The following is a 26,656-nucleotide window of genomic DNA, read 5'->3' on the forward strand; positions in this document are numbered from 1 at the left end:
CCACCAAGCGCTTATTGGAATTTTTGTTGCAAAACGCAACTTTATGACGCATAATGCAATCATCTAGTTAGGAAAATAGTATGTCTGTTGCCGTTCGTATCTCTAACTCTTTGGCGATAAAGGCTAAAATTCGTTCAAAAGCGATGCATCGTTCAGTTGCTGGTCAAATCGAGTATTGGGCGAAAATGGGTGAAATTCTCGAAGATAACCCTGATTTGTCTTTCGCTTTTGTACAAGAAATCCTCATCGGTAAAGAAGAGGCTGAGAACTCTGAATTAACACCTTATGAGTTCCAATAAAAAGAAAATCGAAGTATATCAAACTCCTTCCTTTACCAAGAAAAAAAAGAAGCTTCGTAAAAGTGAAATTGCAGACCTAGATAATGCTGTTAAAGCGATTATTGAGAACCCAGAAATTGGTGTTCAAAAAAAAGGCGATTTAGCTGATGTGTGGGTCTACAAATTTAAAATGGCAAAACAGGAAAATCTGCTTGCTTATAAGTGGGATGTGGAAAAAAGAATTCTTATTGCACTTGGCGTCCACGAAAATTTTTATCGTGATCTGAAAAAATCAAACTTCTAACAACGAGTTCGAGCGCAAAATTCCAAAGCTCTCTCTGCTCAACGTCGATGCTGAAAATTTGATTGGGCGATCGCCACATGAGAAAAAATTAGGGCGTTGTCGCTGTCCACCAGGCGATCGCATAATCCTGGGTTGCTTGATTAGCTTGCTCGGCATAGACAACCCGCACTTTATACTTTCCCGTTTGTGGTACGGGGCAAAAAATATGTTCAACGCTATCAACGGGACTGGTAGAGCGACATACCGCATCGCCTAAATTGTCAGCATCCGCTGGCAAGAGATAGAGATTGAGATCATTCAAGCCGCGATCCGTAAAACTTTCTCCCACATCATACAGACCATTATTGTTCTGGTCATTCAAGTCCACCCAACGATCCCAAGTGAGGGTCAGGGCTACAAAAGAATCCCGTTGTAGGGGCATGGCGAAATGATAGTCCTGAAACTCTTGGGCGCTAATTTTGTCGTAATTCCAGCCCCGACTTGGCACAGGCGCTGTTGTTGACCATTGTCCGGCGGCCAATTGTTGATAAGCGCGTTGGGCGTTGAGTTGCCCTGTACCCATTTCGATATCCAGGGGAATATCGGGATTCTTGTAAGCGTCTCCCTCTAGCCAGGTGCGATTTTGTTTACTGAGAATTGTGCGGGTCATCTCCAGAGACTTACCGTTCCCAGTATCGGCAATTTTATCGGCACTGTTAAGCAATACCGCCTTCATTACTTCATGGCGACGGGCAGCGAGGCTCCATTGGTCGGCCTGGGTTTTCAGTTGGCGATCGCCAAATTCCTGTAACAAGGCAACGGTGCCAGTAATGTGGGGGGCCGCGAAACTCGTACCGCTCACCCGGTCGATTTTATTAAAGGTGGTGATCAGATTGAGCTGGCTACCGGGAGCACTGAGGCTAATGGCCCGGCGGGAACCCGTATTAATTTCCTGGCGAATCAAACGACTGCCACTGCCCACAGGCAGGGAACTGAGATTAGCAAAATCAATTTTATTAAACGCATCCCCTTGAAACCGGGTGGTGTAGGCGGTAGTGATGCCGTTGTAATGATCCGTCGGAATCGGGATACCACCAGTGCCTTGGTTTCCGGCTACCACATGGAGGACATCATAAACCCGCGCTGTCCAGTCTAAACATTGGGTCAAAAGGGCATTGCCATCTAAGGCTGGATTCGGCCGGGGATCGCGACTGAGGGATTCTCCAAAACTGAAATTGATCGCCCGCACGTCGCCGCCATTTTGTCGGGCAATGTGTTGGGTCGCGAGACATTCCTCTGGTTGGGCCGAATCGTCAGTGGAACCGATCGCCGAAGAAAACAGACGGGCTTCCGGGGCGACTCCCAGTTGGCGTTTATCCTGTCCAACCATAATTCCCGCCACCATGCCCGCGTGGTCATCGACGTGATCATCGGGGGTTGCCTTTTCGTTAAGGAAAAACAGTTGGGAAAGTCCTAGTTGCGGTTGCCAGACGGCCCGTTTATCGAGGCCAAATTTGCCGGGGCGACCAATTTCTACCTGGCCAATAGCAATTTTGCGGCCCAGTAGATCGTAGGGTTCACGGTGGAGGATGGTAGCTTGGATCCCGTTGTCGCCGATAGAGGTATTAAAGTCCTGGGCGATCGCCCCTTCAAATCCCCCAAAAACCGTCAAACCGAGGGTGAATATCCCAAAAAGTGACCGTTTTTGCCTAAATCTCCCCATGATCTCCCGCTCTTAACCCAAAACTGAATACTAAACAATGTGAATTGCTACATAAATCGGCGCCAGCCTCTAGTTAAACTTAACGTAAATCATCAAAAAACAGGTTGAGAAGTTTATATATGGATACCGCCGCACTCTGGCAACGTTACCAAGCTTGGCTCTACTACCATCCGGAACTCGAATTTTACGTCGATATCAGTCGGATGGGCTTTGATGAGGCGTTTGTACAAGGTTTACAACCGAAGTTTGCAAAGGCATTTCAAGATTTAAAAGCGATCGAAGCCGGGGCGATCGCCAACCCCGATGAAGGCAGAATGGTGGGTCACTATTGGTTGCGTAACCCTGATCTCGCCCCCAATGCGGAACTAAAAGCAGATATTGTTGACACCCTCGAAAAAGTCGAAAAATTTGCCAAGGCAGTTCATGCGGGAGAAATTACGGCTCCCGGTGGTGTGCCGTTTACAGATATTCTCTCCATTGGCATTGGCGGGTCTGCCCTCGGCCCCCAATTTGTCGCCGAAGCCCTCGCCGATGTGGATGCGCCGTTAAAGATCCATTTCATCGATAACACCGATCCCGACGGCATTGACCGCACCCTCGCCCAGGTCAAAGATCGACTGAATACCACCTTGGCGATCGTCATTTCTAAATCTGGCGGTACCCCCGAAACCCGGAACAGCATGGTTGAGGTAAAAAATTTCTACAAAGCCCACAAAATTGATTTCTCTTCCCATGCAGTAGCGATTACCGGAATTGGCTCCAAACTCGAAAATGTGGCGAAATCCGAGCATTGGCTGACCACCTTCCCGATGCATGACTGGGTGGGCGGTCGGACTTCCGAATTGTCAGCCGTGGGTTTAGTTGCCGCCGCGTTACAAGGGATTAATATTCGGGCAATGCTTGACGGCGCAAAAACTATGGACGATGCCACCCGCATTCCTGAACTAAAACAAAATCCGGCGGCATTATTGGCTCTGGCTTGGTATTACTCCGGCAATGGCAGGGGCGAGAAGGATATGGTGATTTTGCCCTATAAAGACCGTTTATTGCTCTTTAGTCGCTATTTGCAGCAACTGATCATGGAATCCCTCGGCAAAGAAGAGGATCTCGATGGCAATAAGGTCTACCAAGGAATTGCTGTTTACGGGAATAAAGGTTCCACTGACCAGCACGCCTATGTGCAACAACTGCGAGAAGGGGTTCCCAATTTCTTCGCGACCTTTATCGAAGTGTTAGGCGATCGCCAAGGCAATTCCATTGATATTGAAAATGGCGCAACCAGCGGTGATTTTCTGTCTGGCTTTTTGCTCGGCACCCGCGAAGCCCTCTATGACAATGGCAGGGACTCGATCACCATTACCGTTCCCGATGTCGATGCCCGTACTGTCGGTGCCCTGATTGCCCTCTATGAACGGGCTGTCACGATCTATGCGTCTTTGGTCAATATCAACGCTTACCACCAACCTGGCGTCGAAGCTGGGAAAAAAGCAGCAGCATCAGTGCTCGATCTTCAGAAAAAAGTGGTGGATGCGGTAACGACGAGTGAGTCTTCTCTGACCCTCGATAGTCTAGCGATTAAAGTCGGGGCAATTGAACAAATTGAGGTGATTTACAAAATTGTCCGTCATCTGGCTGCCAATGGTCGCGCCTTGAAATTAGAGGGCAATCCGGCTCAACCTAGTGCGCTAAAGATTAGTCGTCTCTAAGTTCAGAATGTCTCACATTCAAGCTATGGCTGACCTGTCACGCGCTCCAGGATAAAGAAAAATGGCTGGGTAGATTGCTTGAAATCCATCACGCCAAAAACCTGATTTTCGTTGATTTTCCTAAAGGAATCGTTGATGGGCAGGCAGTCATAGATCATGGTGGCGCTGACTTTGCCGCGATATTCCATCATTCGGAGTCTGGCTTGACTTTTTTCGGTTTTAAATAGGCCATTGAGCAACCTTAGAAACGGTTTAAAGGCCGGGTTTTGGGGCATGGGCAATTTCAAGACCATCTCCATGGTTTTGAGGTTGGGGGCTACTTTAAAAATTTCTCCCTGACGACCAGAAAAAAGTAGGGGATGTACGGTTTCCGGGTCGATAAATTCTTTGCCGTACCAGTTACCTAACTCCAGCAGACCATCCATTGGGTGCCCTGTATAAATTCCCCGGCCTCGCCACCGTCCCCACATAAAGTCCAGATCAACGGTTTCGAGGCGGTCAAAGAGTTCAAGGGCTTCCTGGGTTGTACCTTGGCCTGTTTGCAAAATGCTTGGTAACTCAGTTGTGGTCGTCATCGGCGATCGCTTTCCATCAATGTTTGGGGTCATTTCCATAGGCTAACAAGAAATTCAGGCAGTGATAGATCTCGAGAAAAGCGAGTTTTCTAGATAGGAGGCTGGCGACAATAAAAAATCAAAGCTAGATTAGAGTTCCTATGGCGCTACGTTTTTGATAAATATCAAATATTATTCTTTGATTAAGTATCGTGGTTTAAATAATGGTGAATGCGAAATCTCAAATATCCATGCAAGTTTTATATGACCAGGATTTTAATCTTTGGCTTGCGGAAACAGTGCGTTTTCTCAAGGAAGGAAAATTATTGGAGGTTGACTATGGAAATTTGATTGAGGAACTAGAAACCATGGGCCAGAGCGAAAAAAATGCTCTCAAAAGCAATCTAAAAATACTCCTGATGCATCTTCTCAAATATCAGTTTCAGCCCGAAAAAAGAACCAATAGTTGGCGTTATACAATTACGGAACACCGCCAAAGAATTTTAGACAGTTTAGAAATCAGTCCGAGTTTAAAAGGATTTTTTGAACAAGAATTTGAACGTTGTTATCAAAATGCCCGCCGTTTAGCTGCTGATGAAACAGGAATTTCTATTGGCAATTTTCCCAAGATCTCACCCTTTACAATCTCAGAAAGTCTTGACTTAGATTATTTGCCCTGATTTTTGAGTTGCTATATTCTCAGCGCTGAGCAGTGGGCGATCGCTCCAGAAGACATCGACTACACTAAAAATATCAATACTCCCAGGAAAACCATGGTTGCCAATGCAGTTCGCTGGACAGTACAGGATCTTGAAGCCATGCCCGACGATGGCGGCTGGAAACGCTATGAAATTATTGATGGAGAATTAATCGTGACCCGCGCGCCCCATATTTTTCATCAAAGTGCTGCCAGTCGGCTCCATGTTGCCCTAGGTAATTGGTCAGACCAATCAGGTCTTGGTCGTGTTTTTGAGGCTCCAGGGGTGGTGTTCTCTCCGAATGATGGCGTGATTCCAGATGTGGTGTGGGTGAGCAATGCCCGTCTCGAAACGGGTGTGGATGAGTCGGGGCATTTTACCGTTGCGCCGGAACTGATGATCGAAATTCTCTCGGCGGGCAAACTAAATGAGCAGCGAGATAAAGAGGCAAAGCGTAAATTATATTCGCTCTATGGGGTGCAGGAATATTGGGTGGTGGATTGGCGACTGAAAACGATTGAAGTCTATCGGCGCAATCAGGCGCAGTTGGAGTTGGTCTGTACTTTACTGGGTGATGATGCTCTCACTTCACCTTTATTACCCGATTTTGCGATCGCCATTGATCAAGTTTTTCGTTAATCTCAACTATATCCATTGAAATTAGTGACAAAGAATTTAAACACTGTCATCAAAATATGCAGCATTTAGCTGAGGTTTTATAAAATCATGATTGAAAGTCTTTTTGTTGGGGTGAATCTTTTTGATAAAATTCTCGACCAAATCCAAGAGCAAGATCAAAGAAGACACGAGCAAAAGTTAAAAGAGCTTTCCATCATTAGTGATTCTAATCTTCGGAGCCAACTCGCGATGGAGTTACTCATGGATAAAATTCTTTCTCCTATTGAAGAGTCACAGTTTCAAATCCAAGAGGCTGCAAAGTATGCTCAATATATGGCAGAAGTGCTTGGATATTATTATGTTGATCATGGCTTAAATGAAGAACAAGCGAATCAATTAAGTTTTCAATTTCGGCTAATGGCGATACAACTTACTGAAGCGAATTCTTTAGCTGATTTGAAACTAATTTATAAGGCCATAACTCTATTTTTAAATGAAATTTCTCACTTTAAACACAAAGAAAGAAAATATTCAATTGAGTATGGAATCCGTCAAGAGATTTTAAATAAACTCAATACCTGCATTACTAATTATAATAATTTTCAAAGACGAACCTTAGCATCTATGGATAGTGATTCTCCTAATGTGACGGAAGGTTTTAGGCTTGATTATTTACCTTGATTTGTCAGCTATTAAATTTTGGGGTGTTGACAATAGGCGAACAAAATATCAATGCAGTGGGCGATCGCCCCAAGGTGAGCAATTTCATAACCGTGGGTATTTTCTGTGGGGAAGCTGAGACAAGCACCCCGGCACACATGGCCAAATTTCATCGCGATCGAGGCATCACTACCAAACCCCTGGATAATCGCCTGTTGGAGGGGACGGTTAATTTCAGCAGCGGCGGTTAGAATTTCTTGGTTTAAGCCCTCGTCATAGATCCCATAACCGTCCTGAGAGAGTAATACCGGTCGATCCCCAGCGGCGATCGCATATTCCCGCGCCAGGGGACAAATTTCTAGAGCAACTAGGGCATCCAGTTGGGTATTTTGACTGAAGTAGAGGGCTCCCAATGCTCCCACTTCTTCCTTGGCAGAGGCCACCAGATAAACATCTTGGGGCGGATTTTTGAGGTGTTTAGCCAGTTCAATCAGAATGACGAGGGAAGCTTTGTTGTCCAGGGTGTAGCTGGCGATGTAATTTTTCAGGCGGAACGGTTTTTTGCGATGTTTGCCGACTACGACCCGGCTGCCAGGACGCACCCCAGCGGCAAGTAATTCAGTGCTATGGCATTTTGTTTCCAGCCAAGCCTGGTGCCATTGGACGGGTTTTTCCGTTTGCAAAAGTTTTTGGGGGGATTCGTGGGAAACGTGGCGCGATCCAAAACTAAGAATCCCAGGAATGGTTGCGTGATCCCCGAGGATATCCATTACCCCTTCGCCATAGATCCAAGGATAAGCTCCACCCAAAGCCCGAATTTCTACGCGACCGGTGCGTTCGTCCACCTGTTTGACGATCGCCCCAATTTCATCCTTGTGGGCAGTGATGGCGATCGCCCCAGCATCCGGGTTTTGACCCAAAATTTTCACGATGATGTTACCGGCCCGGTCTTGCCAGTGGTTCACTCCGAGCTTGGCGAACAGAGCAAGGAGATAGTGATCGATTTCCGTTTCCTGACCGCTGGGGGAATGGTGCATCACCAGGGTAGAAATTTGCTCAAACAAACGCTCAAAGTCGTGGCTCATGGTCGGGAAATGGGGGGAAGAATAAACAAAATCACCCCGAATATTTTCGCAACTTAATCTGAAGAAAAACAGAAGTGCGGGGAGGGGCGATCGCCAATGTCAAGTCCCCCTTCCGAAGGGGGATTTAGGGGGATGTATTAACCCAAAGCTTTTTCAATGGCCGCTTTCAGGTTTGCGTCATCAGGGGCCGTCTGGGGCTCAAAGCGTTCGATGACTTCACCGTCACGGCCGACGAGGAATTTGCCGAAGTTCCAGGCGATGTCGGGGCCATTTCCCACGAGAAACTGGTACAGAGGGCTGCGGTTGGCGCCGTTGACATCCTGTTTTTCGAGGAGCGTAAAATCTACGTCATATTTGGTCTTGGTGAAATCTTTGATTTCGTCAGGGGTGCCGGGTTCCTGGGCGCCGAACTGATTACAAGGAACGCCGACAATCACCAAACCGCGATCGCCATATTCTTGATCGAGGGCAACCAGGCCACTGTACTGGGGCGTCAGGCCGCATTTGCTCGCTACATTCACGAATAAAACGACTTTATTTTCGAGGGTTTCCGGGCTGAGGGGCGCGCCGTCTAGGGTTTTTAACGCTGTGGGTAAAGCCATGGTGATGATTACGAATTATTACGACAGTTTCCATTATCGGGGATCGACGGGGAGCAGGGGTAGGCTCGGTCAAAATTTTTCGGGACAGGCCCCCACATACTAAACTAAGGGGCAACTTTCCATCGCGCATCCCGCCCACCCATGACGAAAAAGGTCTTTATCACTGGCGCTAGTGGCTGCATTGGCCATTACCTTGCTGAAACGTTTATTTACCACACCGATTACGAGCTTTATCTGTTGGTGCGATCGCCCCAGAAATTGCGCTTCAACACCGAGGCCCGGGGCGGCATTCATGTGGTTCAGGGGGATTTATTAGATATCGAACAGCAGGCAGATCTCCTAAAAACGATCAACGTGGCGATCTTGGCGGCCACAGCCTGGGGTGGTGCCCAAGAATCCTTTGAGACCAACGTGGTAAAAACAGCCCAGCTTATTGATCTGCTCGATCCAGAAATTTGTGAACAGGTGATTTATTTTTCCACGGCGAGTATTCTGGGGCGCAACAATGAAGTGCTCACGGAGGCCCGGGACTTTGGCACCGACTACATCCGCACGAAATACGAGTGTTACCAAAAACTGGGCACCTTAAAATTAGCACCGAAAATTTCCGTGGTTTTCCCCACCCTGGTGGCGGGGGGCGGTGAAAATAAACCCTTTTCCCACCTGTCTGGGGGCCTGCGGGATCACATTAAATGGCTATCCATCGCCAAGTTCCTCAGTGCGGACGGCAGTTTCCACTTTATCCATGGGGAAGATATTGCGCGGGTGGTGCGCCATCTGGCAGAAAATCCGCCGACCATTCGCTTTGATCTACCCCCCGGAGAATTAGACCCCGATCGCCAGTTTGTGTTGGGCAATGAACCGTTAACCGCCGACGCGGCGATCGCCGAATTGTGTGAGCACATGGGCCAAAAAATTTACTTTAAAATTCCCCTGTCCCTGTGGTTGGCGAATTTCATTATCAAAGTTTTTCGGATTCAGTTGGCGGCCTGGGATCGCTTTTGCATCGACTACCGCCATTTCACCTATCGCAAAACCTACAATCCCCGCAGCTTTGGCTTAGAATCTGCCTGTCCAAAACTCAGTGATGTCCTCACTAGCTCCGGGATTATCCCACGTCGTCGCCCTTAATCGAGGAAGAAATTTTCCGGGATAATCTGCATCTTTGGCAAATTGGCGATCGCCCCGTAGAGTTGCTCGGCCATCACCTCATTTGCAGCAGCATTAATGTGGATCGGGTCGATAAAAGTCGGTGTGGGGAACTGATTATCAAGGCGATAAAAATCAATAAACTCTAGATTATTCGGAAAGTCCTGGGCCAGTTGTTGCAGTGTCTCAGCAAACTGGGGGTAATAGGTGGTCATTTTTTCTGTGTAGTTATCCCCAAGCTGCTGGCGAATCGCTGCTTCCGTCGGATCAAGTTGAGCTTCAGGGCGTCCAGTGATTTCTGGTTGGAGGGCCACCAACAACGGAATTTGGGCCGCACCACACAGCCCCACCATCTGCGCCAGATTGTCCTGGTAGCGCCCTAGGCGTTCCTGAAATTCTGCATCGGAGTTAGGGAGTTGTTGTGCCAAGCCCGTTGTGTTGCGTTCGCGGATGCTAAACACTTCGCCCCCCTGGTTTGCTTTGCGGGGGGAAGTCAAGGCAAAAACGGCCCGCATTAAAGCACTTTGTTCGGCCTTGTTTCGGAAGGATTCCTTGAGGTATTGGTGGAAGTAGGCATCGGGATTTTTGGCAAATTCTGCTAATTTTGGAATCTCCGTGGCCGCTTGGTCACTGGGGAGGAGGAGATCTTCATAGCCGTTGAGAAGAACAATTAAATCCGGCTGGTAGGGCAAAATCTTCAGGGCAAGCTGGGCCAACTCATTGCCAGAGCTATAGCCAGGTACGGCCACATTCACCACACGGTAGTTTCCCTCTCGAATTTTGGCGGGCAGTTGGGCCAAGCGATTGCGGGTCGGCGGAAAGAAAGGGAAAACGTCCGGGCGATAGGTGCCGGGGGATTGTCGTTGGTCTTGACACGGTTTTGAGACGTTGTTCGAGAAAGCGGCGATCGTCTCTTGGTTCGTCTGGTCACCCCGACCAAAGGCGGTGGAATTGCCAAGGATAAACACACGAATTTCATCTTGGGGTTTGGCAACGGGTAACGGTTCCTCGTCCCGGAAACCTTGTTCATTGAGGCTAAAAAATTCACTCTCTTGGCTGCCGACCAGTTCGTAGCCCGTGGCAATGGCTTTCTGGGCGAGAAGTTCGCCGCGATTGTCTAACCCTTGGTAGACGTTTTGATCGTCATCGACAAATTTTAGGCTGTAGGCGATCGCCTCCTGGGAGAGCTGATCATCCTGTCCTTCAAAATAGCCAGACCCAAGCCGAGCCACCACTTCGAGGCCGAGCAATACCACCGGTACAGCCACCAGGATCGTCCAGGGAGAAACGGATTTTTTCTTTTTTCTTCGACCGAGGGACGAGTAACGACGGCGACCGCGACTAAACATGTACGCTTTCCTTTTACGAGAGAATTTCCAACTATTTTCAAGGGAGATGGCCCATTTGTCATGGGGAATTTGTGCTTTTCCGGGAAGGAATTTGGGGTACACTGCAAAATTGCGATCGCCCCTTAGCTAAAAAAAATTGAGATGGCCTATAAATTATTATTCGTTTGCCTCGGTAACATCTGCCGTTCCCCCTCCGCCGAAAATATTATGCGGCATCTTTTGGAGCAAGAAGGTTTAAGCAATAAAATTCTCTGCGATTCGGCCGGGACTTCTAGCTATCACATAGGAGCCGCCCCAGACCGACGGATGCAGGCAGCGGCCCAAAAGCGCGATATTCGTCTGATGGGTAGCGCCCGGCAATTTTCCCGCGCTGATTTTGAAGCATTTGACCTGATCCTGGCAATGGATCGCGCTAATTATCGTGACATTTTGTCCCTAGACCGGGCGGATATCTATGGCGAAAAAGTTAAAATGATGTGTGACTACGCCACGAATTTTCCCGATAGCGAAGTGCCAGATCCCTACTACGGCGGCCAATCGGGTTTTGACTATGTGATTGATTTGCTCCTCGATGCCTGCCAAGGACTCCTCACAGAAATTAAACAGGAAATGTGATGGTGTAGGCAGTTTATTTTCTCGGTCACACCATGTTTATCCGCAATGCAACGGCGATCGCCTTATTGGGCCTCTTTTGGTTCCAGGGGGCAGCTAGTAACAGCAATCCAGTTCCCCAGGGGCCAACCCCAATTCTCTTGGCCCAGGCGACTATCTTTGAAGTGGGCGATAAAGTTGACATTGAGCGGCAAGGGAGTTGGCGGCCCGGTGAAATCCTTGCTATCCAAAGTGCTCCCGAAGCAGCCGTGCGTTATCAAGTGCGGTATTTGGACGTGGGATTCGTGGAGGACAATGTCAGCCCAGAAAGATTACGGCCAACCGTTGCTACTCAACCTGTAGCAGGCCGCTTACCCCAAATCAATAGCGTCAGTGAACCCATTTATGTCGAACGGGATGGCGTTTGGGTCGAAGCCAGTATTCGGAGTTATAGCTACAGCTCCCGCACGGGAAATCGCTTTACGGTGCAATATCGCGACAATGGCCGCCTTGAAACAGATGTTGTGGCCCAACGGGTGCGTTCAGTGGCAGAGGCAAAAGCCGCCGGGATTGAAGTGAGTGAATTTGATCTCTCCACCCAGGCTGGCATTGAACAGATGTTAGCGGCCCATAATGAGTGGCGATCGCCCCACAATTTGCCAGATTTAGTTTGGTCAGAAACCCTCGCCAACCATGCCCAAACTTGGGCCGAACGCTTAGCAGCCCAGGAGAGGGTAGAACACAACACCAGCGATGACTACGGTGAAAATATTGCGAAGTCTAGTAATTTAGTGCTCTCGCCGACGGCGGTGGTGAATCTTTGGGGAAACGAAATCCAGGACTATGACTATGGCACTAACCGCTGCCAACCAGGTAAAGTATGTGGCCACTATACCCAAATCGTGTGGCGTGATACGGAGAAAGTCGGTTGTGGCATGGTGCGTAAGGATAATGGCTGGGAAGTTTGGGTCTGTAACTATGATCCCCCCGGTAATTACCGGGGTCAGCGACCCTACTAAGCCCTGGGGATTAGACAATATTTTTTCAGGTCAAAAACAGCAAGCACCGCACTGTCCGCAAAGCATCAGCATCAAGCCAGAACTTTTAAAAAATACAGCACCCGTGCCCGCACACAGGATTAGGCAAATTGTTTCTGGCGCATCTGGCGAATTTTAATCCCCTGTTGGGCCGATTCCATAAACTGCGACACCCGCAACGGATCAATGGGTTCACTGAGCTTGCCATGACGTTTGAGGGAACTGGCGACAATGGCCCCGTCTGCCACCTGGAGGAGGTTGCCGATATTCTCCCAGGTGGCACCACTACCAATCAAAATCGGCGTATCCCCTGCATTGGCACGGGCATCTTTCAAGTCGTCCATTTTCGGCACTTGACCCGTCGCCCAACCAGAGAGAATTACTGCATCGGCTAAACCCCGCTCTACGGTGTCGTGGATGGCGGCGGTGAGGTTAGGCGTACTGATGGGGTGGGCGTGTTTCACTAAGACATCTGCCAAGATTGCTACGTCTGCATCGAGTTCGCGGCGGTATTTCAGCAGTTCGTAGGCATTGCCTTCAATTAAGCCTTGGTCGGTGGCCATTACCCCGGTGAGCACATTCACACGAATAAACTGGGCGCCAGTACAGGCGGCGATCGCCATCGCACTTTTAGCATCATTGCGGAGGACATTAAGCCCCAGGGGGACAGTCACCAACCCCGCAAGACGATCCATGATTAGGGTCATGGCGCTGATCGTGGCGGGATCAACCCGGTCTTTTGTGAAGGGGGCATCAAAGAAGTTTTCGATAATAATGCCGTCAATCCCCCCCGCAGCGAGGGCCGTTGCCTCCTGTTCCGCGCGGTCCATCACCTGACGAAAGTCACCTCCCCAACGGGCAGAGGTGGGCAAAGGCAACAGGTGAACAACGCCAAGGATGGGATTTTCGGTCTGGAAAAGATGTTTGAGATCCACTGATTTTCTTTACGTTCGTTTGTACAGGGTCACTCCCACAGGAGCGATGCCTCGTCACCTTTGCAGGCTTGGGATAGGGCGTAAATTAGTATATCAGGGGCAGGCCTCCCCAAAATTTTGTTTCCCCGAAGAAAAGGCGATCGCCTCCATAATTCACCACAGGAATCGAACCAGCCCATGTCACAATAGGGGGATTGCAACCCACAGTGCAAAAGACAGAAGAAACAGAATCAACCTATGGATATCAAAGACGGTTTTGTTGGTGCAGTTGGCAACACCCCCCTCATTCGCCTAAACAGTTTTAGTGAAGCAACGGGCTGTGAAATTTTAGGCAAAGCAGAATTTCTCAATCCCGGTGGTTCCGTCAAAGACCGGGCCGCCCTCTACATCATCAAAGACGCCGAAGAACGGGGCCTGCTCAAACCTGGTGGCACCGTTGTTGAAGGCACCGCAGGGAACACAGGCATTGGTCTGGTTCATATCTGTAATGCTAAGGGTTACAAGTGCATCATTGTGATCCCCGAAACCCAGTCCCAAGAAAAAATTGACCTGCTCCGCACTTTAGGGGCAGAAGTAATTACGGTTCCGGCGGTGCCCTATGCCGACCCTAACAATTATGTGAAATATTCCCAACGGCTCGCCGCAGAAACAGAAAACGCGATCTGGGCGAATCAGTTTGATAATTTAGCCAACCGCCGCGCCCACTACGAGACCACTGGCCCCGAAATTTGGGCTCAAACCGACGGCAAAATTGATGCTTGGACGGCTGCTACGGGAACTGGGGGCACCTATGCTGGTACCGCCCTTTACCTCAAGGAAAAAAATCCTAACGTTAAATGTGTTGTGGCTGACCCCATGGGTAGTGTGCTCTATAGCTATGTAAAAACGGGCAAACTCGACCGGGAAGGCGGTTCGATCACGGAAGGCATTGGTCAAGGACGCATTACCGCCAATATGGAAGGAGTGCCCATGGACGACGCCATTCGGGTTGATGACCAAGAGGCGGTGCAGGTTGTGTATCAACTCTTGAAAAAAGATGGTCTGTTTATGGGGGGCTCCGTAGGAATTAATGTCGGTGCTGCCTATGCCCTCGCGAAGGAAATGGGGCCAGGTCATACTATTGTGACGGTGTTGTGTGACAGTGGCGCTCGTTATCAATCTCGCCTATTTAACCCAGCATGGCTCGCCAGTAAAGGGCTATCTATTCCTAATTAATATTTAAACTGTGTAAGGAGAATAAAGGTGAATAACCTTAGTCTGGAAGCCACCAAAGTTAGCCATATTTACACTTAGAGGAATGATGAGGATATAGTCAAATAAAAAACTTGTTATGTAGATCCTATGAGTGAATTTTGGCTTTGGTTCTTTGCCATCATTGGGATTATCTCCTGTGTATTGGCCTTGTTGCTGATTCTTGCCTCGTTGATGCCTCCTGAAACTGAATCCCCTTCAGATGAAAAAATTGCTCAAAAGCAAAAAGAGGCACTAGATACAATTGAAATCCTCGGACGGCAAGGTGATGAAAAATTTGCCGCAAGAGATTGGCAAGCAGCGATTTCAATTTATAAAAGAGTTATTGAACTTTGTCGCAACGTTGAACTGAAAGAAGTAGAGAAAACTTCGTATGATCTTTGCGGCATCAGCGCGATGCATTTGGGGAATTTTGAAGTTGCAATCTTCTATTTTTCTAAAGGTACTAAAGAAGATGCATATCTGTATAATCGTGCAATCGCTCATTACTCTTTTGACAATTATTTAGAGTGCATAGAAGATTGCATTCAAGTATCTCGTGAAAATGGAAGCTATGCCCCATCGTTTTGGTTAAGAGGACTAGCACGCCTAGAAATAGGAGACAGAACGATGGCAATTAATGATTTTAAGAAAGCTGTTGAGCTAGACAAAAAACATGGAAATGATTACGGCGAAGATCATCATAGCTACTATTTTCGTGCTTTAGCCTACATATTTGTTAATCAGAAACAAAAAGCAAAGCTAGATATAGAACAAGCTCTAAAATGGGCAGGTGAAGTCAAAGATACTTTCTACGAAGCAAAAATACATGAATTACAGAAAAAATTAAACTCTCAAGTACTACGAGGAGACAGTAAATGACTTTGTCAACTGAAATTTTGATTGTGCTAACTGACAATTGTGTGGATTGATTTTATGGAAACCCAAACTTTAGATATTGTGATGGGCATCTTGGCGTTTTTGATCGTCGCCAGCGGTTTATTCATGCTGATCAAAGGCACCACAGCGATGAACGATAAAGAATAAGTCCGTTAAATTGCTCAAACTCCAATTGCCTTAATGGAGTCTATTCTTTCCCATCGGCAGGCAGAGCAGCGACGATTGCATCCAGCACGCGAGCCACAGGAATAATATCGAGGTCTAAACCGTCTGGTAACTTTTGGCCTTTGGGCACAATGGCACGGGTAAAGCCCAATTTCATCGCTTCCTTGAGGCGGGTTTCGAGGTGGGAAACAGGGCGAATTTGTCCCCCTAAGCCCACTTCGCCGATTAGCACAGTCTGGGGTGAAACAAGGCGATCGCGGAAACTGGCCACCAAAGAAATGGCAATTCCCAGATCAACGGCGGGTTCCGAAACTGTCAGACCGCCCGCCGAAGCCACATAGGCATCTAACTTAGAAAGGGGAATGCCCACTCGCTTTTCTAACACCGCCAAAATTTGCTGGAGACGGGAATAATCAACGCCCGTGGTGGAACGCCTAGGGGAAGAATAACTGGTGGGACTGACCAGGGCTTGCAATTCTACTAAAAGGGGCCGGGTGCCTTCACAAGCGACAACGGTGGCAGTGCCGGGGGTCGCCTCTTCGCGGTTACCGAGGAAAAGTTCCGACGGATTAAGCACTTCCTCTAATCCCTGCTCCCCCATCTCGAAAATGCCGACTTCATGGGTGGCCCCAAAGCGATTTTTCACGGAACGCAACAACCGATGGGAGGCGTATCTATCCCCCTCGAAATACAGCACCGTATCAACGAGGTGTTCCAAAACCCGTGGCCCGGCGATCGCCCCTTCCTTGGTGACATGACCAACGATAAACAGCGTGATATTTTCCCGCTTCGCCACCTGCATCAAAGCCGACGTGCATTCCCGCACCTGGGAAACTGAACCGGGGGCCGAACCCAGGGCCGAATAGTAAAGGGTTTGAATACTGTCAATTACTGCCACCTGGGGCCGGAGGGTTTCTAGTTCCGCCAAAATTGTTTCTAGGCCCGTTTCCGTCAGCACATATAAATTTTCCTCTGGGGGGTGGTCTGCATCCCGGAGGCGATCGCCCCTGAGTTTGATTTGCTGGCCCGATTCCTCCGCCGACACGTACAAAATTCTTGGTAAACTTGTGCTGAGCTGATAGGCCACCTGGAGTAATAATGTCGATTTCCCAATGCCCGGATCGCCCCCAATCAGCACCAAGGAGCCTGGGACTAACCCTCCGCCAAGCACCCGGTCTAACTCCCCAAACCCAGACCCAAAGCGCATCCGTTGGCGAGTGTCAATATCTGTAAATTTCACCGCAGTGCGGGAGACTGGGCTGGCGGCTTTTCTGGTTGTTTTCGGCTTATGGTGCCAGGTACGGCTCACACCAGTACTGCTTTCCTTTTCGCGGATCTCTTCTTGCAGCGACCCATAGACCCCACAATCTGGACATTTACCGAGCCATTGCCGCGCCTCTGCCCCACATTCACGACACACATAAACCGTTTTTGCCTTAGCCATGACTTGTCATCTCCCCATCACAATGAATTTCCCTCGGTGGCAGCATCACCCCGAAAAACCGCACACTTTCCAAAATAAATCTTAAAAAACTTCTCATTTTCCCGAAAACCCGACCTCAGACTCCCATCAGATTTCAGGAAAGCGATATTCTTATATCTAGATAACCCTACTTAATAAACTTCAACAACACTTACCGAAAGTCAACAGGAGCGTGAAGGAACTTGGAAAATCATAAAGAAAGAATTCTTGTCGTTGACGACGAAGCCAGCATCCGCCGCATCCTCGAAACCCGCCTTTCCATGATTGGTTACGAGGTTGTGACCGCCGCTGATGGTGAAGAAGCCCTCGCCACATTTGATGAAGCAGACCCCGATCTTGTGGTTCTTGATGTGATGATGCCCAAGCTCGATGGCTATGGCGTTTGCCAAGAACTCCGCAAAGAATCCGATGTGCCGATTATTATGCTCACAGCCCTTGGGGATGTGGCGGACCGCATCACAGGTTTGGAGCTTGGGGCCGATGATTACGTCGTAAAACCATTCTCCCCCAAAGAACTAGAAGCGCGCATTCGTTCAGTCCTGCGGCGTGTTGAAAAAAATGGTGGTACGGGCATTCCTAGCTCCGGGGTTATCCATGTGGGTTCGATCCGCATTGATACCAATAAGCGCCAGGTCTACAAAGGCGATGAACGCATTCGACTAACAGGGATGGAGTTTAGCCTGTTGGAATTACTGGTCAGCCGTTCTGGGGAACCCTTTTCTCGTTCAGAAATCCTCCAAGAAGTTTGGGGCTACACCCCAGAGCGCCATGTGGATACCCGCGTTGTGGATGTGCATATTTCCCGGCTGCGCGCCAAACTAGAAGATGATCCCAGCAATCCCGAACTTATTTTGACAGCCAGAGGTACAGGTTATCTGTTTCAGCGGATCCTCGAACCGGGTGATGAATAACCCCAAGAATTGTACGGATAAACTTTTAAGATCATGGTTGGGATGAATGTTTGACCGTGGTCTTAAATTTTGACTGGGGATGCTAGATCTGACGCAAGGTCTCTAAACGACGAACCGTCTTCTGTACCTACTAACTTTTTTGCTGCAAACTATCTCCTTTGCCATGAATTTTCGCCTCCCCCAACAGCGCTGGCACATTGCCGATCGCCAACCGGATATCACCCAATCATTGGTTGAGGCGATGGGCCTTAATCCGCTTGTGGCCCAGGTTTTAGTGAATCGCAATATTCGCACGCCAGAGCAGGCGAAGATCTACATCCAGCCGGAATCCCAGCGATTACCTGCGCCCTTGGTGGAATTTGAGGATCTGGCCCTCAGTGTGGAACTTCTCCAGGAGGCGATCGCCGAAGAAACTCTCATTGCCATTTGTGGCGATTATGATGCCGATGGGATGACCAGTACCGCGTTGTTGTTGCGGGCCTTGGGCCATGTGGGAACCAAGGTAACCTACGCGATCCCCAGTCGCATGAAAGATGGCTACGGGATCAATGAGCGCATCGTCACCGAGCTCGCCGAGGAAGGGGTGGGCTTAATTCTCACGGTAGACAACGGCATTTCCGCCTACGAGCCGATCAATTTGGCGCGGGATCTGGGCCTGGATGTGATCATCACTGACCACCATGACTTGCCGGATCAATTGCCGCCCGCCAATGCGATTCTGAATCCAAAGTTATTGCCGACCATGTCTCCTTATGCTGGTTTAGCCGGGGTTGGGGTAGCTTATGTGCTGGCGGTGTCCCTCGCCCAGGCGGTAGACAAGCTAGAAGGGCTCACCAGCCAAATTTTAGAATTATTTACCCTGGGGACCATCGCTGATCTGGCGCCCTTGACCGGGGTGAATCGTCGCTGGTTGAAGCGTGGCCTCAAGCTTTTACCCCAGTCGGAGTTGGCAGGGGTGCAGGCCCTCATGCAAATTGCTGGGGTCGATGACCAAAAGAAACAACTCAAGCCCGATGATATTGGCTTTCGCCTTGGCCCCCGCATTAACGCCGTTGGTCGCATTGATGATCCCCAAAAAGTAATTGAATTGCTAACTACCGACGAACCGGGTTTGGCCCTAGAGCGGGCGATGCAATGTGAGCAGATCAATAAGCAGCGCCAGGAAATGTGCACCCAGATCGAAGCGGAGGCGATCGCCCTAGTAGAAGAAACCCCCATCGATTACCAAGGACAGCGGGTGTTGGTGGTTTGCAAAGAAGAATGGCACCATGGCGTAATTGGCATTGTCGCTTCCCGGTTGGTCGAACGCTATGGTGTGCCCGTCTTTATCTGTACTGCTGAGGAAGATGGCAAAATTCGCGGTTCAGCCCGGGGCATCGAAGAATTTAATGTGTTTGAGGCGCTGAACTATTGCCAAGATCTCCTGGGTAAATTTGGGGGCCACAAAGCCGCTGGGGGATTTTCCCTTGCCAGAGATAACCTAGCTGCGTTTACCGAAAAACTTAGTGAATTTGCCCACCAATTGCTCAAACCAGAACACCTAAAACCCTTGGTGAAAATTGACGGGGCGGTAAATTTCACGGATTTAACCCCAGAGTTTTACCAACAGATTGATCAACTCCATCCCTGGGGCATCGGCAATCCAGAACCGATTTTCTGGACAAAGAATGTACAAATTCTAGAACAACGTACCATTGGCAAAAATCACCTAAAATTCAGCCTCGGCCAAACCATCGCCGGTCAAACATTTACCATTAAGGCGATCGCCTGGCAATGGGGAGACTATCTGCCACTTCCCCCAACCCTGGACATTGCCTACAAACTCAAAGAAAATCGCTGGAATGGTGAGGTGAACCTAGAGCTAGAATTGGTCGGGGCGCGTCCCAGTGAAGCCCCGCGTCCTGCGGTTCCAGACCAGGAAATGTCTCCCCAAGCTCAACCCCAGCACTCAGAAAAGACTTTTCTGTTTAATGACCGGACGTATTTCTGTACCCTCGCGGATCAGGGATTGACCCTCAGAATTCGCAATGATCAAGGTAAGTTATTGGCGATTAAAAAAGGTCAACGGCAGGGCAAACTCGGCGAGCAAACCGTTGATGTTACCCAACCTCCTTTTTTTCAGATGATCAAAACGGCGATCGCCACCCTCGAACAAGCCAACTAAATCAGCACAAAAAAAGACAACTCCCCCGTCGGTTTGTTGTCCCTGAGCACAATTTGTTTTTGAGAAAAAATTACATATCGCCGCCACGAATAGCCAGCAAAAAGATAACAACAGGCCCCGAAATGAGGATCAAAGAGACAAAAGTCAACTGAAAAATCACTTCAAAGTTGAGGCTACCAAAAAAACCTGTGATAAAATCCATATTTCTCCTATTCCTGAGTTAATGCAAAAAACAGGGTAAATTTTTTTTTCCTAAAAATCAATGTCTATCATACCCCGTCAGGCCTGCCTTGCTTTGCTGAGAATAGGCAAAAATCAATGAAGTTTTGTAACGCCCCGGAGACGGATCCCGATGCCCACTTGGCAATGTATTGAAAACTGTGGTGCCTGCTGCCACCTCGAACCCGGCGATCGCCCCGACCTTGAGGACTACCTCACCCCCGCTCAACTGGAGCAATATCTCGCTATGGTTGGCCCCGACGGCTGGTGCATCAACTATGACCAAGCCCATCGCAAATGCAAGATCTACACCGAACGTCCCCGTTTTTGCCGTGTTCTCCCAGAAACGTTTACCGAAATGTTTGATGTGCCCACCGAAGAGTTACAACAATTTGCCATTGATTGCTGCCTCGAGCACATCGATAGCATCTATGGTGACGAAAGCCCAGAAATGGAGCGCTATGTTGCCAAGGTCGTGAATGTTGGACTGTAAACGGTTTTCCCGAAAAAGATCGTTGATCCCCATCCTTGGAGCAAGTTTCTCAAGGACGAAACAAGACTTGCCCAAAAAGAAAGAGTACCAGCCCAAGGACTCTGGTACCCATCGATACTTGCAATACCGTTTAGTTGTTGATGCCCACAACCTAAAACCAAGTTGCCAACTAACTAATCTAAATCCGATGATCCATCATAGGGATCCCCATCAAAGGGTTGTACCCCTACCTCTGGCATAGGTTCTTCATTCGGTGAAAAAATCCGATTGATGCCCTGTAAAACATACTGAAAAAGCTTTTCTAACGTTTTCATGGTTGCTGTGCCTCGTCACGTCTAATCACTCGAAATACAATGGTTAGAACCACGAAACAAACCGGGTTTGCCACTGCACTTTAAGCTTGTCTATCGCTGAGATTTTTCATTCAGCTCTATATGACTATTATTAGGGGTCAGTCCCCTTGGGGGATCGCTTAGTTGCGATTCTTGAAATTGCGTTAGGGTTCTGAAAGTCGAAAAAAGTAAATACTCCTGTATATGTAAAAAAAGACAAAGCCAAATCAATCAAAAGCCCTAATCGCTTAACAATTAGGGCCTAATCATAAAAAAAATACTGTTAATTTCCTAAAGCTCTTTTACTTCAGAAGAAATTTTTTCCACCATGTCTTTGGCACTGCCAAACAGCATCATTGTTTTGTCTTTGAAGAACAGCTCATTTTGTACCCCAGAAAAGCCTGTACTCATACTTCGCTTGATTACAATGGTGGTTTTAGCTTTATCTACTTCCAAAATCGGCATCCCATAAATGGGGCTACCTTTGTCGTGGCGCGCCGCCGGATTAACCACATCGTTGGCACCAATCACTAGGGCCACATCCGTATTATCAAACTGGGGATTGATATCGTCCATGTCATAAAGCTGGGTGTAAGGGACATTGGCCTCCGCGAGGAGCACATTCATATGCCCCGGCATTCGACCAGCCACAGGGTGAATCGCGTATTTGACTTCTACGCCTTTTTTCTCCAGCATATCGGCCAGCTCTTTGACGGAATGTTGCGCCTGGGCCACGGCCATCCCATAACCCGGAATAATGACAACACTGCGGGCATAGCCAAGCATCATGGCGCTTTCTTCAGGATCTACGCTTTTAATGGCGCCATCAATGGCCGCACCACCGTCGCCTTCTGGGGCACCGCCATCACTCCCAAAGCCCGCAAACAAGACGTTAGTAATGGAACGGTTCATGGCCTTACACATGATTTGGGTGAGGATAATCCCCGATGCGCCTACCAAAGCCCCGGCAATAATGAGCATATTGTTGCCCACCACGAACCCGGCGGCACTGGCAGCTAGACCAGAGTAGGAATTGAGAAGAGAGATCACCACGGGCATATCGCCGCCACCGATGGGGATCACAAAGAGAACGCCCAGCACAAGGGAGATCCCCACTAAGCCGAGAAAAATATTCGGATCAGGATTCACGAACAAATAGATACTGCCGCTGAGGAATCCTGCCAGAATGGCGAAATTAATGATCTGTTGGGCCGGGAAAATTACCGGGCGACCGGGCATGATCCCTTGTAATTTGCCAAAGGCAATGAGGCTTCCTGTTAGGGTGACGCCGCCAATCAGTACCCCCAAAATAATCGTGAGGCTAGTGGTGATAGAGAGGGTTTCTCCGAGGGATAGGAGTCGCCAAAATTCGGCGATCGCCACCAGAGCCGAAGCCGCCCCCCCCAGACCATTAAAGAGGCCGACCAATTGGGGCATATCGGTCATTTCGACTTTTTTCGCCGTGATCACACCGATGATACTGCCGATGACGATCCCCCCAGCGATCAGACCATAGTTTAAAACCTGTTGATTGAGCAGGGTCGCCACCACTGCCAGTAACATGCCCACCGCTGCAATGGAGTTGCCTTGACGGGCTGTTGCAGGAGAGCCTAATTTCTTTAAGCCCAGAATAAACAGACAGGCCGCCACGAGATAACTCAGTTCGATGCCATTGGTAAGTAAGCTATCCATCACTTAGGCCTCCTTCTTCTTAAACATTTGCAGCATCCGGTCTGTGACCAAAAAACCGCCGACAACATTGATCGTGGCGCAGACCACCGCGATGAGACCGAGGATGACCGTTAAATTCCAGTGTTCTTCGCCAGAAACCAAAAGGGCACCAATTAAGGCAATACCAGAGATGGCGTTGGCCCCGGACATGAGTGGTGTGTGTAGCGTGGGTGGGACTTTATTAATTACTTCAAAGCCCACAAAGGAAGCCAATACGAATACGAATAGGCTACTGAGCAGTGTTGCTGTTGTCATGAACAGTCAAAACTCCTTTAGATAAGATGAATAAATTTAGGTTCAAAACTGAGAAAATGTCTGTTTCTTAGGCAGTGACAGCCATTTGTTGCAGGGCGTCTTTGACCCGTTGATTGCGAATTTCCCCTTGATGGGTCACACAAACGGAATCTAGGATGTCATCGGCAAAATCGAGATTAATCGCGTCTTCGGGAATGAGCAGTTGTAGCAAGGTCGCCATATTCTTGGCAAACATTTGGCTCGCATGGACAGGCACCGTGGAAGGAAGATTAATGGGAGCAATGATCGTGGCCCCGTGGACTTGGACTTCGCGGCCTGCCTCACAGCCTTCACAGTTACCCCCTTGTTCGCCGGCGAGATCGATCAAAACCGATCCGGTTTGCATCCGGGCAATCATGTCATCGGTTACAAGTACGGGGGCGCGGCGACCGGGAACTTGGGCGGTGGTGATCACCACATCGGCGGTGGCCACATGGTCTGAAATGAGGGCTTGGCTTTTCTTTTTCGAGTCTTCGGAAACTTCCTTGGCGTAGCCACCGGCCGTTGCAGTTTCTTCTTCTAGTTGCACTTCGACAAATTTAGCGCCGAGACTTTGGACTTCTTCTTTGACGGCGGGCCGGATGTCAAAGGCCTCGACTACCGCGCCGAGTCTTCTGGCTGTGGCGATCGCCTGGAGACCCGCTACCCCAGCTCCAATCACAAACACCTTAGCTGGACGAATGGTGCCAGCGGCTGTGGTTAACATTGGGAAAAACTTGGGTAGGGCAGCGGCAGCAAGTAAAACCGCTTTGTAGCCAGCCACCCCAGCCTGGGAAGACAACACATCCATACTTTGGGCGCGACTGGTGCGGGGGATCAACTCCATGCCCAAGGCGGTTATCTTTTTATCTGCTAATTTTTGAATAATCTCTGGTTGTCCCAGGGGATTGAGCAAACTCGCCACCATTGACCCTTCCGGCAGGAGGGCAACCTCTTCTTCTGTGGGTACAGCCACCTTGACGAGGAGATCAGCCTCTTTCCAGAGGGATTGACGATCGCCAACGACTTTTGCCCCAGCTTCCTCATAGGCAGCATCGGGAAGGAGAGATGCCTCACCAGCCCCGGCCTCCACATGGATTTCCCAGCCTTTTTTAACAAGACGAGAAACCTGATCCGGTGTCAGGGCTACCCGACGTTCTCCGGCAACGGTTTCCCGAGCAACAGCAATTTTCATAGAAACTCCTTAACGAAACAATAGCAACAGACTGAACGGTAGATGTAGAGCAATTCAGTGGCAAAACCTTGAGAACCCAGGGCCGTCGGCCATCCCCATAAGGCTGTTACGGCGTCTTTTCGCAGTGTAGTGCTATCTTTTCCTTGGCGGACACCCTCTGTAATGTGTCTTATCAGTTTTTGTAAATCTCTGTTGCGTTGGCACTTCTTCGTCAGGATTTCGTCAGGGGAGTTGCTGAAAACGCAAACTTTAGTCACAATCGGTTACAGACTTTGAAGGCGCCTGTGAATATGCAACTCTTCCGTTCTCCCCTTTCCCGTTTGGCGATCGCCACCACCCTGTTAAGCAGTAGCCTGACTTTCATGCCCCAAATGGCTGAAGCCCGCCAACCCTGTGGGTCTTTTACGATCAACTGGGGGGGGACGATTCCCCAAGGGGACATTCTCAAGTGTGCCGTTGAATATAATTCCGGTGCCCGCCGCCGCGATCGCTACTACTTAGAAATCAAAAAAAGTAAAATTGTTGACCGCTTCCAGACTTTTGAACTGAGCTTCCCGGAAGACTTTGACGGTCGGGTCGATGACGCAAAAATTCGGGTCCGAGTCAATGGCCGAGAAGTTGCCCTCAACGAAGCCGCTACCGCCTGGGATCCCGATAGCTTACCCACCGATCCAGCCCAACAGAGCCAAACCATCCTCGGTAACATTGCCGCCAGTACAACCACACCGGATCGTGGGGGCGAATTAGTCCTGGTCAACGGCGAATTGGTGTTCCTCGATTCAGAAACCCTCGCCGCCCAACAAGCCAGCCAAAGTAACAACACCAACAACAATAATCCTGCTCCGGAACCAGAGATTGCCGAAGAGCCAGAAGATGAAGGCCCCCGTAGTCGTTCCCTGGTGATTACCCTCGCTGAACCCCTCAGCCCCGAAAGCGACGTTGAGATCATCCTCGATAGTGTCAACAATCCTTCTCGGGGGGGAATGTATTTGATAACGGCCTTTGCCCGTAGCCAAGGGGCGCCTCTCCCCAGCCGTTTGGGCTCTTGGTTATTGGATGTGGATTTTTAGGGATTGCCAGTTTCTTTATTTCCTGGGTACTGACCGGGGTAAATGCGATCAATTTCGCCGGAGCCCTTGGTTAACTTGACGGACACGGTATAATTAGAGACTGTCATTTTCTAATTTTTTCGGCAAGGCGGCGATCGCCTCCGGAGAGAGCACCTATTTTCAAAGGAATATAAGGAGGACTTCCATGACTAAACGGACCCTAGGCGGCACCGTCCGCAAGCAAAAACGTACTTCTGGTTTTCGGGCTCGTATGCGCAGCCACACTGGCCAGAATGTTATCCGCGCCCGCAGAAAAAAAGGCCGTCATCGCCTTACTGTCTAATCCAGCGCGCAAACCATTATTTTGGTGAGGGGACTTGCCGTCTACCTCACTCTCATTTTCTTTGTGGGACTGCCAAAAGAACACCGTCTAAAACACTGGCGCGATTTTAAAACGATCTACAGTCAAGGGAAACGCTTCCGGGGAGATGCCCTAGCAATCATTCTCTTACCTCAGCCAGCGGCCCCAACCAAAATTGGCATCAGCATCAGCCGCAAAGTCAGTAAAAAAGCAGTGGTTCGGAATTTAATCAAACGCCGTATTCGCCACGCCTGTCGCACGCTACTGCCCCAGATTCAACCCGGTTGGCACATCGTCATTGCTGTGCGGTACAACGCCAGAGAATGCGAATATGAGCATTTTTTGCAAGAATTAAAAAGATTACTCATACAAGCCGAGGTATTCCATGGGCATTAAAGAAGACGTGATTTATGAGGGCGGCCCCCACATTGGGGATCTGATCCTCAATATCTTGCTGGGGTTCACGGTGATCTGTCTGCCGCTGACCGTCGGGGCGATTGTCCGAGCATTGTGGCTCCGCTATCGCATTACCAGTCGGCGTATCTCGATTACTGGGGGCTGGCAGGGGCGCGATCGCACCGATATTATTTACAGCGAAGTTAGAAAAATCGTCAAGATTCCCCGGGGATTTGGCCTTTGGGGAGATCTGGTTGTGACCCTCCAGGATGGTAGCCGCCTAGAGTTGCGCTCCATGCCCAACTTCCGTGGTATCTACAGTCACATCGCCGAAAAGGCAGCCGACCGCACCGGGGTTCCCCTAGAGGCGATCGCCGCCTAAGCGCCAATAAAAATTATTTATCGATTATTTTCTGGGTTAAATCCCAGTGGTTAGTCGGGAGAAACGCGACCCCTAATCCCATTTCTCCCATCGCTTTTTTAAAA

The 26,656-nt window shown here is 49.2% G+C and carries 30 protein-coding genes; 18 read left to right on the plus strand and 12 right to left on the minus strand.

Annotated elements, in window-relative coordinates:
• The first annotated feature begins 80 nt into the window (after window positions 1-80).
• Window positions 81-299, plus strand: a complete 219-nt coding sequence (locus AACQ84_RS04890; RefSeq protein ID WP_012306588.1) for a TA system antitoxin ParD family protein — start codon at window positions 81-83, stop codon at window positions 297-299.
• On the plus strand, window positions 286-582 hold the full coding sequence (locus AACQ84_RS04895) for a type II toxin-antitoxin system RelE/ParE family toxin (protein ID WP_012306589.1): 297 nt from the start codon (window positions 286-288) through the stop codon (window positions 580-582). The genes AACQ84_RS04890 and AACQ84_RS04895 overlap by 14 nt, the downstream gene beginning before the upstream one ends.
• A gap of 88 nt (window positions 583-670) precedes the next feature.
• Here the strand turns inward: AACQ84_RS04895 and AACQ84_RS04900 are convergent, their stop codons facing one another.
• The gene (locus AACQ84_RS04900; protein WP_012306590.1) at window positions 671-2,284 is read right to left on the minus strand and encodes a S8 family serine peptidase; all 1,614 of its coding nucleotides are present in this window, start codon (window positions 2,282-2,284) and stop codon (window positions 671-673) included.
• A 119-nt stretch (window positions 2,285-2,403) separates the two neighbouring features.
• Between AACQ84_RS04900 and AACQ84_RS04905 the strand changes: the two genes are divergently transcribed.
• Window positions 2,404-3,990, plus strand: a complete 1,587-nt coding sequence (locus AACQ84_RS04905) for a glucose-6-phosphate isomerase (protein ID WP_012306591.1) — start codon at window positions 2,404-2,406, stop codon at window positions 3,988-3,990.
• Between the two features lie 23 nt (window positions 3,991-4,013).
• Here the strand turns inward: AACQ84_RS04905 and AACQ84_RS04910 are convergent, their stop codons facing one another.
• Complete coding sequence (locus AACQ84_RS04910) at window positions 4,014-4,565, minus strand: DUF4334 domain-containing protein (RefSeq protein ID WP_012306592.1); 552 nt, start codon at window positions 4,563-4,565, stop codon at window positions 4,014-4,016.
• Between the two features lie 230 nt (window positions 4,566-4,795).
• On the opposite strand from AACQ84_RS04910, the gene AACQ84_RS04915 reads away from it, so the two are divergent.
• From AACQ84_RS04915 to AACQ84_RS04925, 3 genes are all read left to right on the plus strand, one after another.
• Entirely contained in the window at window positions 4,796-5,224 is a 429-nt protein-coding gene (locus AACQ84_RS04915; protein WP_041443409.1) for a DUF29 domain-containing protein, read from the plus strand.
• Window positions 5,225-5,317: 93 nt separating this feature from the next.
• Window positions 5,318-5,881 (plus strand): Uma2 family endonuclease, encoded by a 564-nt coding sequence (locus AACQ84_RS04920; protein ID WP_012306594.1) that lies wholly within the window; start codon window positions 5,318-5,320, stop codon window positions 5,879-5,881.
• 87 nt (window positions 5,882-5,968) lie between these two features.
• A complete protein-coding gene (locus tag AACQ84_RS04925) occupies window positions 5,969-6,541 on the plus strand; it encodes a hypothetical protein (protein WP_012306595.1) in 573 nt (190 codons plus the stop codon).
• 11 nt (window positions 6,542-6,552) lie between these two features.
• Here the strand turns inward: AACQ84_RS04925 and AACQ84_RS04930 are convergent, their stop codons facing one another.
• On the minus strand, window positions 6,553-7,605 hold the full coding sequence (locus tag AACQ84_RS04930) for a M42 family metallopeptidase (protein WP_012306596.1): 1,053 nt from the start codon (window positions 7,603-7,605) through the stop codon (window positions 6,553-6,555).
• Between the two features lie 137 nt (window positions 7,606-7,742).
• A complete protein-coding gene (locus AACQ84_RS04935; RefSeq protein WP_012306597.1) occupies window positions 7,743-8,207 on the minus strand; it encodes a glutathione peroxidase in 465 nt (154 codons plus the stop codon).
• 141 nt (window positions 8,208-8,348) lie between these two features.
• Here AACQ84_RS04935 and AACQ84_RS04940 point away from each other — a divergent pair, with 141 nt between their 5' ends.
• A complete protein-coding gene (locus AACQ84_RS04940; RefSeq protein ID WP_012306598.1) occupies window positions 8,349-9,338 on the plus strand; it encodes an NAD-dependent epimerase/dehydratase family protein in 990 nt (329 codons plus the stop codon).
• Here AACQ84_RS04940 and AACQ84_RS04945 read toward each other — a convergent pair.
• The gene (locus AACQ84_RS04945) at window positions 9,335-10,705 is read right to left on the minus strand and encodes an SGNH/GDSL hydrolase family protein (protein WP_012306599.1); all 1,371 of its coding nucleotides are present in this window, start codon (window positions 10,703-10,705) and stop codon (window positions 9,335-9,337) included. The genes AACQ84_RS04940 and AACQ84_RS04945 overlap by 4 nt on opposite strands.
• 141 nt (window positions 10,706-10,846) lie before the next feature.
• Between AACQ84_RS04945 and AACQ84_RS04950 the strand changes: the two genes are divergently transcribed.
• Complete coding sequence (locus tag AACQ84_RS04950) at window positions 10,847-11,320, plus strand: low molecular weight protein-tyrosine-phosphatase (RefSeq protein WP_012306600.1); 474 nt, start codon at window positions 10,847-10,849, stop codon at window positions 11,318-11,320.
• A 32-nt stretch (window positions 11,321-11,352) separates the two neighbouring features.
• The gene (locus AACQ84_RS04955; protein ID WP_012306601.1) at window positions 11,353-12,315 is read left to right on the plus strand and encodes a CAP domain-containing protein; all 963 of its coding nucleotides are present in this window, start codon (window positions 11,353-11,355) and stop codon (window positions 12,313-12,315) included.
• Between the two features lie 119 nt (window positions 12,316-12,434).
• Here the strand turns inward: AACQ84_RS04955 and btpA are convergent, their stop codons facing one another.
• Window positions 12,435-13,268 carry a photosystem I biogenesis protein BtpA gene (btpA, locus tag AACQ84_RS04960; protein ID WP_012306602.1) on the minus strand — a complete coding sequence of 278 codons (834 nt, stop codon included), beginning with the start codon at window positions 13,266-13,268 and terminating at the stop codon, window positions 12,435-12,437.
• Window positions 13,269-13,505: 237 nt separating this feature from the next.
• Between btpA and AACQ84_RS04965 the strand changes: the two genes are divergently transcribed.
• Together AACQ84_RS04965 and AACQ84_RS04970 are read left to right on the plus strand one after the other, a co-directional pair.
• Entirely contained in the window at window positions 13,506-14,483 is a 978-nt protein-coding gene (locus AACQ84_RS04965) for a cysteine synthase A (RefSeq protein WP_012306603.1), read from the plus strand.
• 126 nt (window positions 14,484-14,609) lie between these two features.
• Complete coding sequence (locus AACQ84_RS04970) at window positions 14,610-15,380, plus strand: tetratricopeptide repeat protein (protein WP_012306604.1); 771 nt, start codon at window positions 14,610-14,612, stop codon at window positions 15,378-15,380.
• Between the two features lie 205 nt (window positions 15,381-15,585).
• Here AACQ84_RS04970 and radA read toward each other — a convergent pair whose 3' ends face one another.
• Window positions 15,586-17,007, minus strand: a complete 1,422-nt coding sequence (gene radA / locus AACQ84_RS04975; RefSeq protein ID WP_012306605.1) for a DNA repair protein RadA — start codon at window positions 17,005-17,007, stop codon at window positions 15,586-15,588.
• Between the two features lie 221 nt (window positions 17,008-17,228).
• Here radA and rpaB point away from each other — a divergent pair, with 221 nt between their 5' ends.
• Window positions 17,229-17,957 carry a response regulator transcription factor RpaB gene (rpaB, locus tag AACQ84_RS04980; protein WP_012306606.1) on the plus strand — a complete coding sequence of 243 codons (729 nt, stop codon included), beginning with the start codon at window positions 17,229-17,231 and terminating at the stop codon, window positions 17,955-17,957.
• A 163-nt stretch (window positions 17,958-18,120) separates the two neighbouring features.
• On the plus strand, window positions 18,121-20,121 hold the full coding sequence (recJ, locus tag AACQ84_RS04985; protein ID WP_012306607.1) for a single-stranded-DNA-specific exonuclease RecJ: 2,001 nt from the start codon (window positions 18,121-18,123) through the stop codon (window positions 20,119-20,121).
• Between the two features lie 70 nt (window positions 20,122-20,191).
• Here the strand turns inward: recJ and psb30 are convergent, their stop codons facing one another.
• Complete coding sequence (gene psb30, locus AACQ84_RS04990) at window positions 20,192-20,323, minus strand: photosystem II reaction center protein Ycf12/Psb30 (RefSeq protein WP_012306608.1); 132 nt, start codon at window positions 20,321-20,323, stop codon at window positions 20,192-20,194.
• Window positions 20,324-20,473: 150 nt separating this feature from the next.
• Here psb30 and AACQ84_RS04995 point away from each other — a divergent pair, with 150 nt between their 5' ends.
• The gene (locus AACQ84_RS04995; RefSeq protein WP_012306609.1) at window positions 20,474-20,833 is read left to right on the plus strand and encodes a YkgJ family cysteine cluster protein; all 360 of its coding nucleotides are present in this window, start codon (window positions 20,474-20,476) and stop codon (window positions 20,831-20,833) included.
• A 173-nt stretch (window positions 20,834-21,006) separates the two neighbouring features.
• On the opposite strand, the gene AACQ84_RS05000 is transcribed toward AACQ84_RS04995, so the two are convergent.
• The 4 genes from AACQ84_RS05000 to AACQ84_RS05015 form a co-directional block, all read right to left on the minus strand.
• Window positions 21,007-21,147 carry a hypothetical protein gene (locus AACQ84_RS05000; RefSeq protein ID WP_012306610.1) on the minus strand — a complete coding sequence of 47 codons (141 nt, stop codon included), beginning with the start codon at window positions 21,145-21,147 and terminating at the stop codon, window positions 21,007-21,009.
• 309 nt (window positions 21,148-21,456) lie between these two features.
• Window positions 21,457-22,857 carry an NAD(P)(+) transhydrogenase (Re/Si-specific) subunit beta gene (locus tag AACQ84_RS05005; RefSeq protein WP_012306611.1) on the minus strand — a complete coding sequence of 467 codons (1,401 nt, stop codon included), beginning with the start codon at window positions 22,855-22,857 and terminating at the stop codon, window positions 21,457-21,459.
• A gap of 3 nt (window positions 22,858-22,860) precedes the next feature.
• Window positions 22,861-23,151, minus strand: a complete 291-nt coding sequence (locus tag AACQ84_RS05010) for an NAD(P) transhydrogenase subunit alpha (RefSeq protein WP_012306612.1) — start codon at window positions 23,149-23,151, stop codon at window positions 22,861-22,863.
• A gap of 67 nt (window positions 23,152-23,218) precedes the next feature.
• A complete protein-coding gene (locus AACQ84_RS05015; protein WP_012306613.1) occupies window positions 23,219-24,364 on the minus strand; it encodes a Re/Si-specific NAD(P)(+) transhydrogenase subunit alpha in 1,146 nt (381 codons plus the stop codon).
• A 290-nt stretch (window positions 24,365-24,654) separates the two neighbouring features.
• On the opposite strand from AACQ84_RS05015, the gene AACQ84_RS05020 reads away from it, so the two are divergent.
• From AACQ84_RS05020 to AACQ84_RS05035, 4 genes are all read left to right on the plus strand, one after another.
• Window positions 24,655-25,434, plus strand: coding sequence for a DUF2808 domain-containing protein (locus AACQ84_RS05020; RefSeq protein WP_012306614.1), 780 nt, complete (start codon window positions 24,655-24,657; stop codon window positions 25,432-25,434).
• 184 nt (window positions 25,435-25,618) lie between these two features.
• The gene (gene rpmH, locus AACQ84_RS05025) at window positions 25,619-25,756 is read left to right on the plus strand and encodes a 50S ribosomal protein L34 (RefSeq protein ID WP_012306615.1); all 138 of its coding nucleotides are present in this window, start codon (window positions 25,619-25,621) and stop codon (window positions 25,754-25,756) included.
• A gap of 63 nt (window positions 25,757-25,819) precedes the next feature.
• Window positions 25,820-26,170: a ribonuclease P protein component gene (gene rnpA / locus AACQ84_RS05030; RefSeq protein WP_012306616.1), complete on the plus strand. Its 351-nt coding sequence runs from the start codon at window positions 25,820-25,822 to the stop codon at window positions 26,168-26,170.
• The gene (locus AACQ84_RS05035) at window positions 26,160-26,552 is read left to right on the plus strand and encodes a PH domain-containing protein (protein WP_012306617.1); all 393 of its coding nucleotides are present in this window, start codon (window positions 26,160-26,162) and stop codon (window positions 26,550-26,552) included. The genes rnpA and AACQ84_RS05035 overlap by 11 nt, the downstream gene beginning before the upstream one ends.
• Window positions 26,553-26,656: the final 104 nt, after the last annotated feature.

This window comes from Picosynechococcus sp. PCC 7002 (assembly GCF_963860125.1).
Lineage (GTDB): Bacteria > Cyanobacteriota > Cyanobacteriia > Cyanobacteriales > MRBY01 > MRBY01.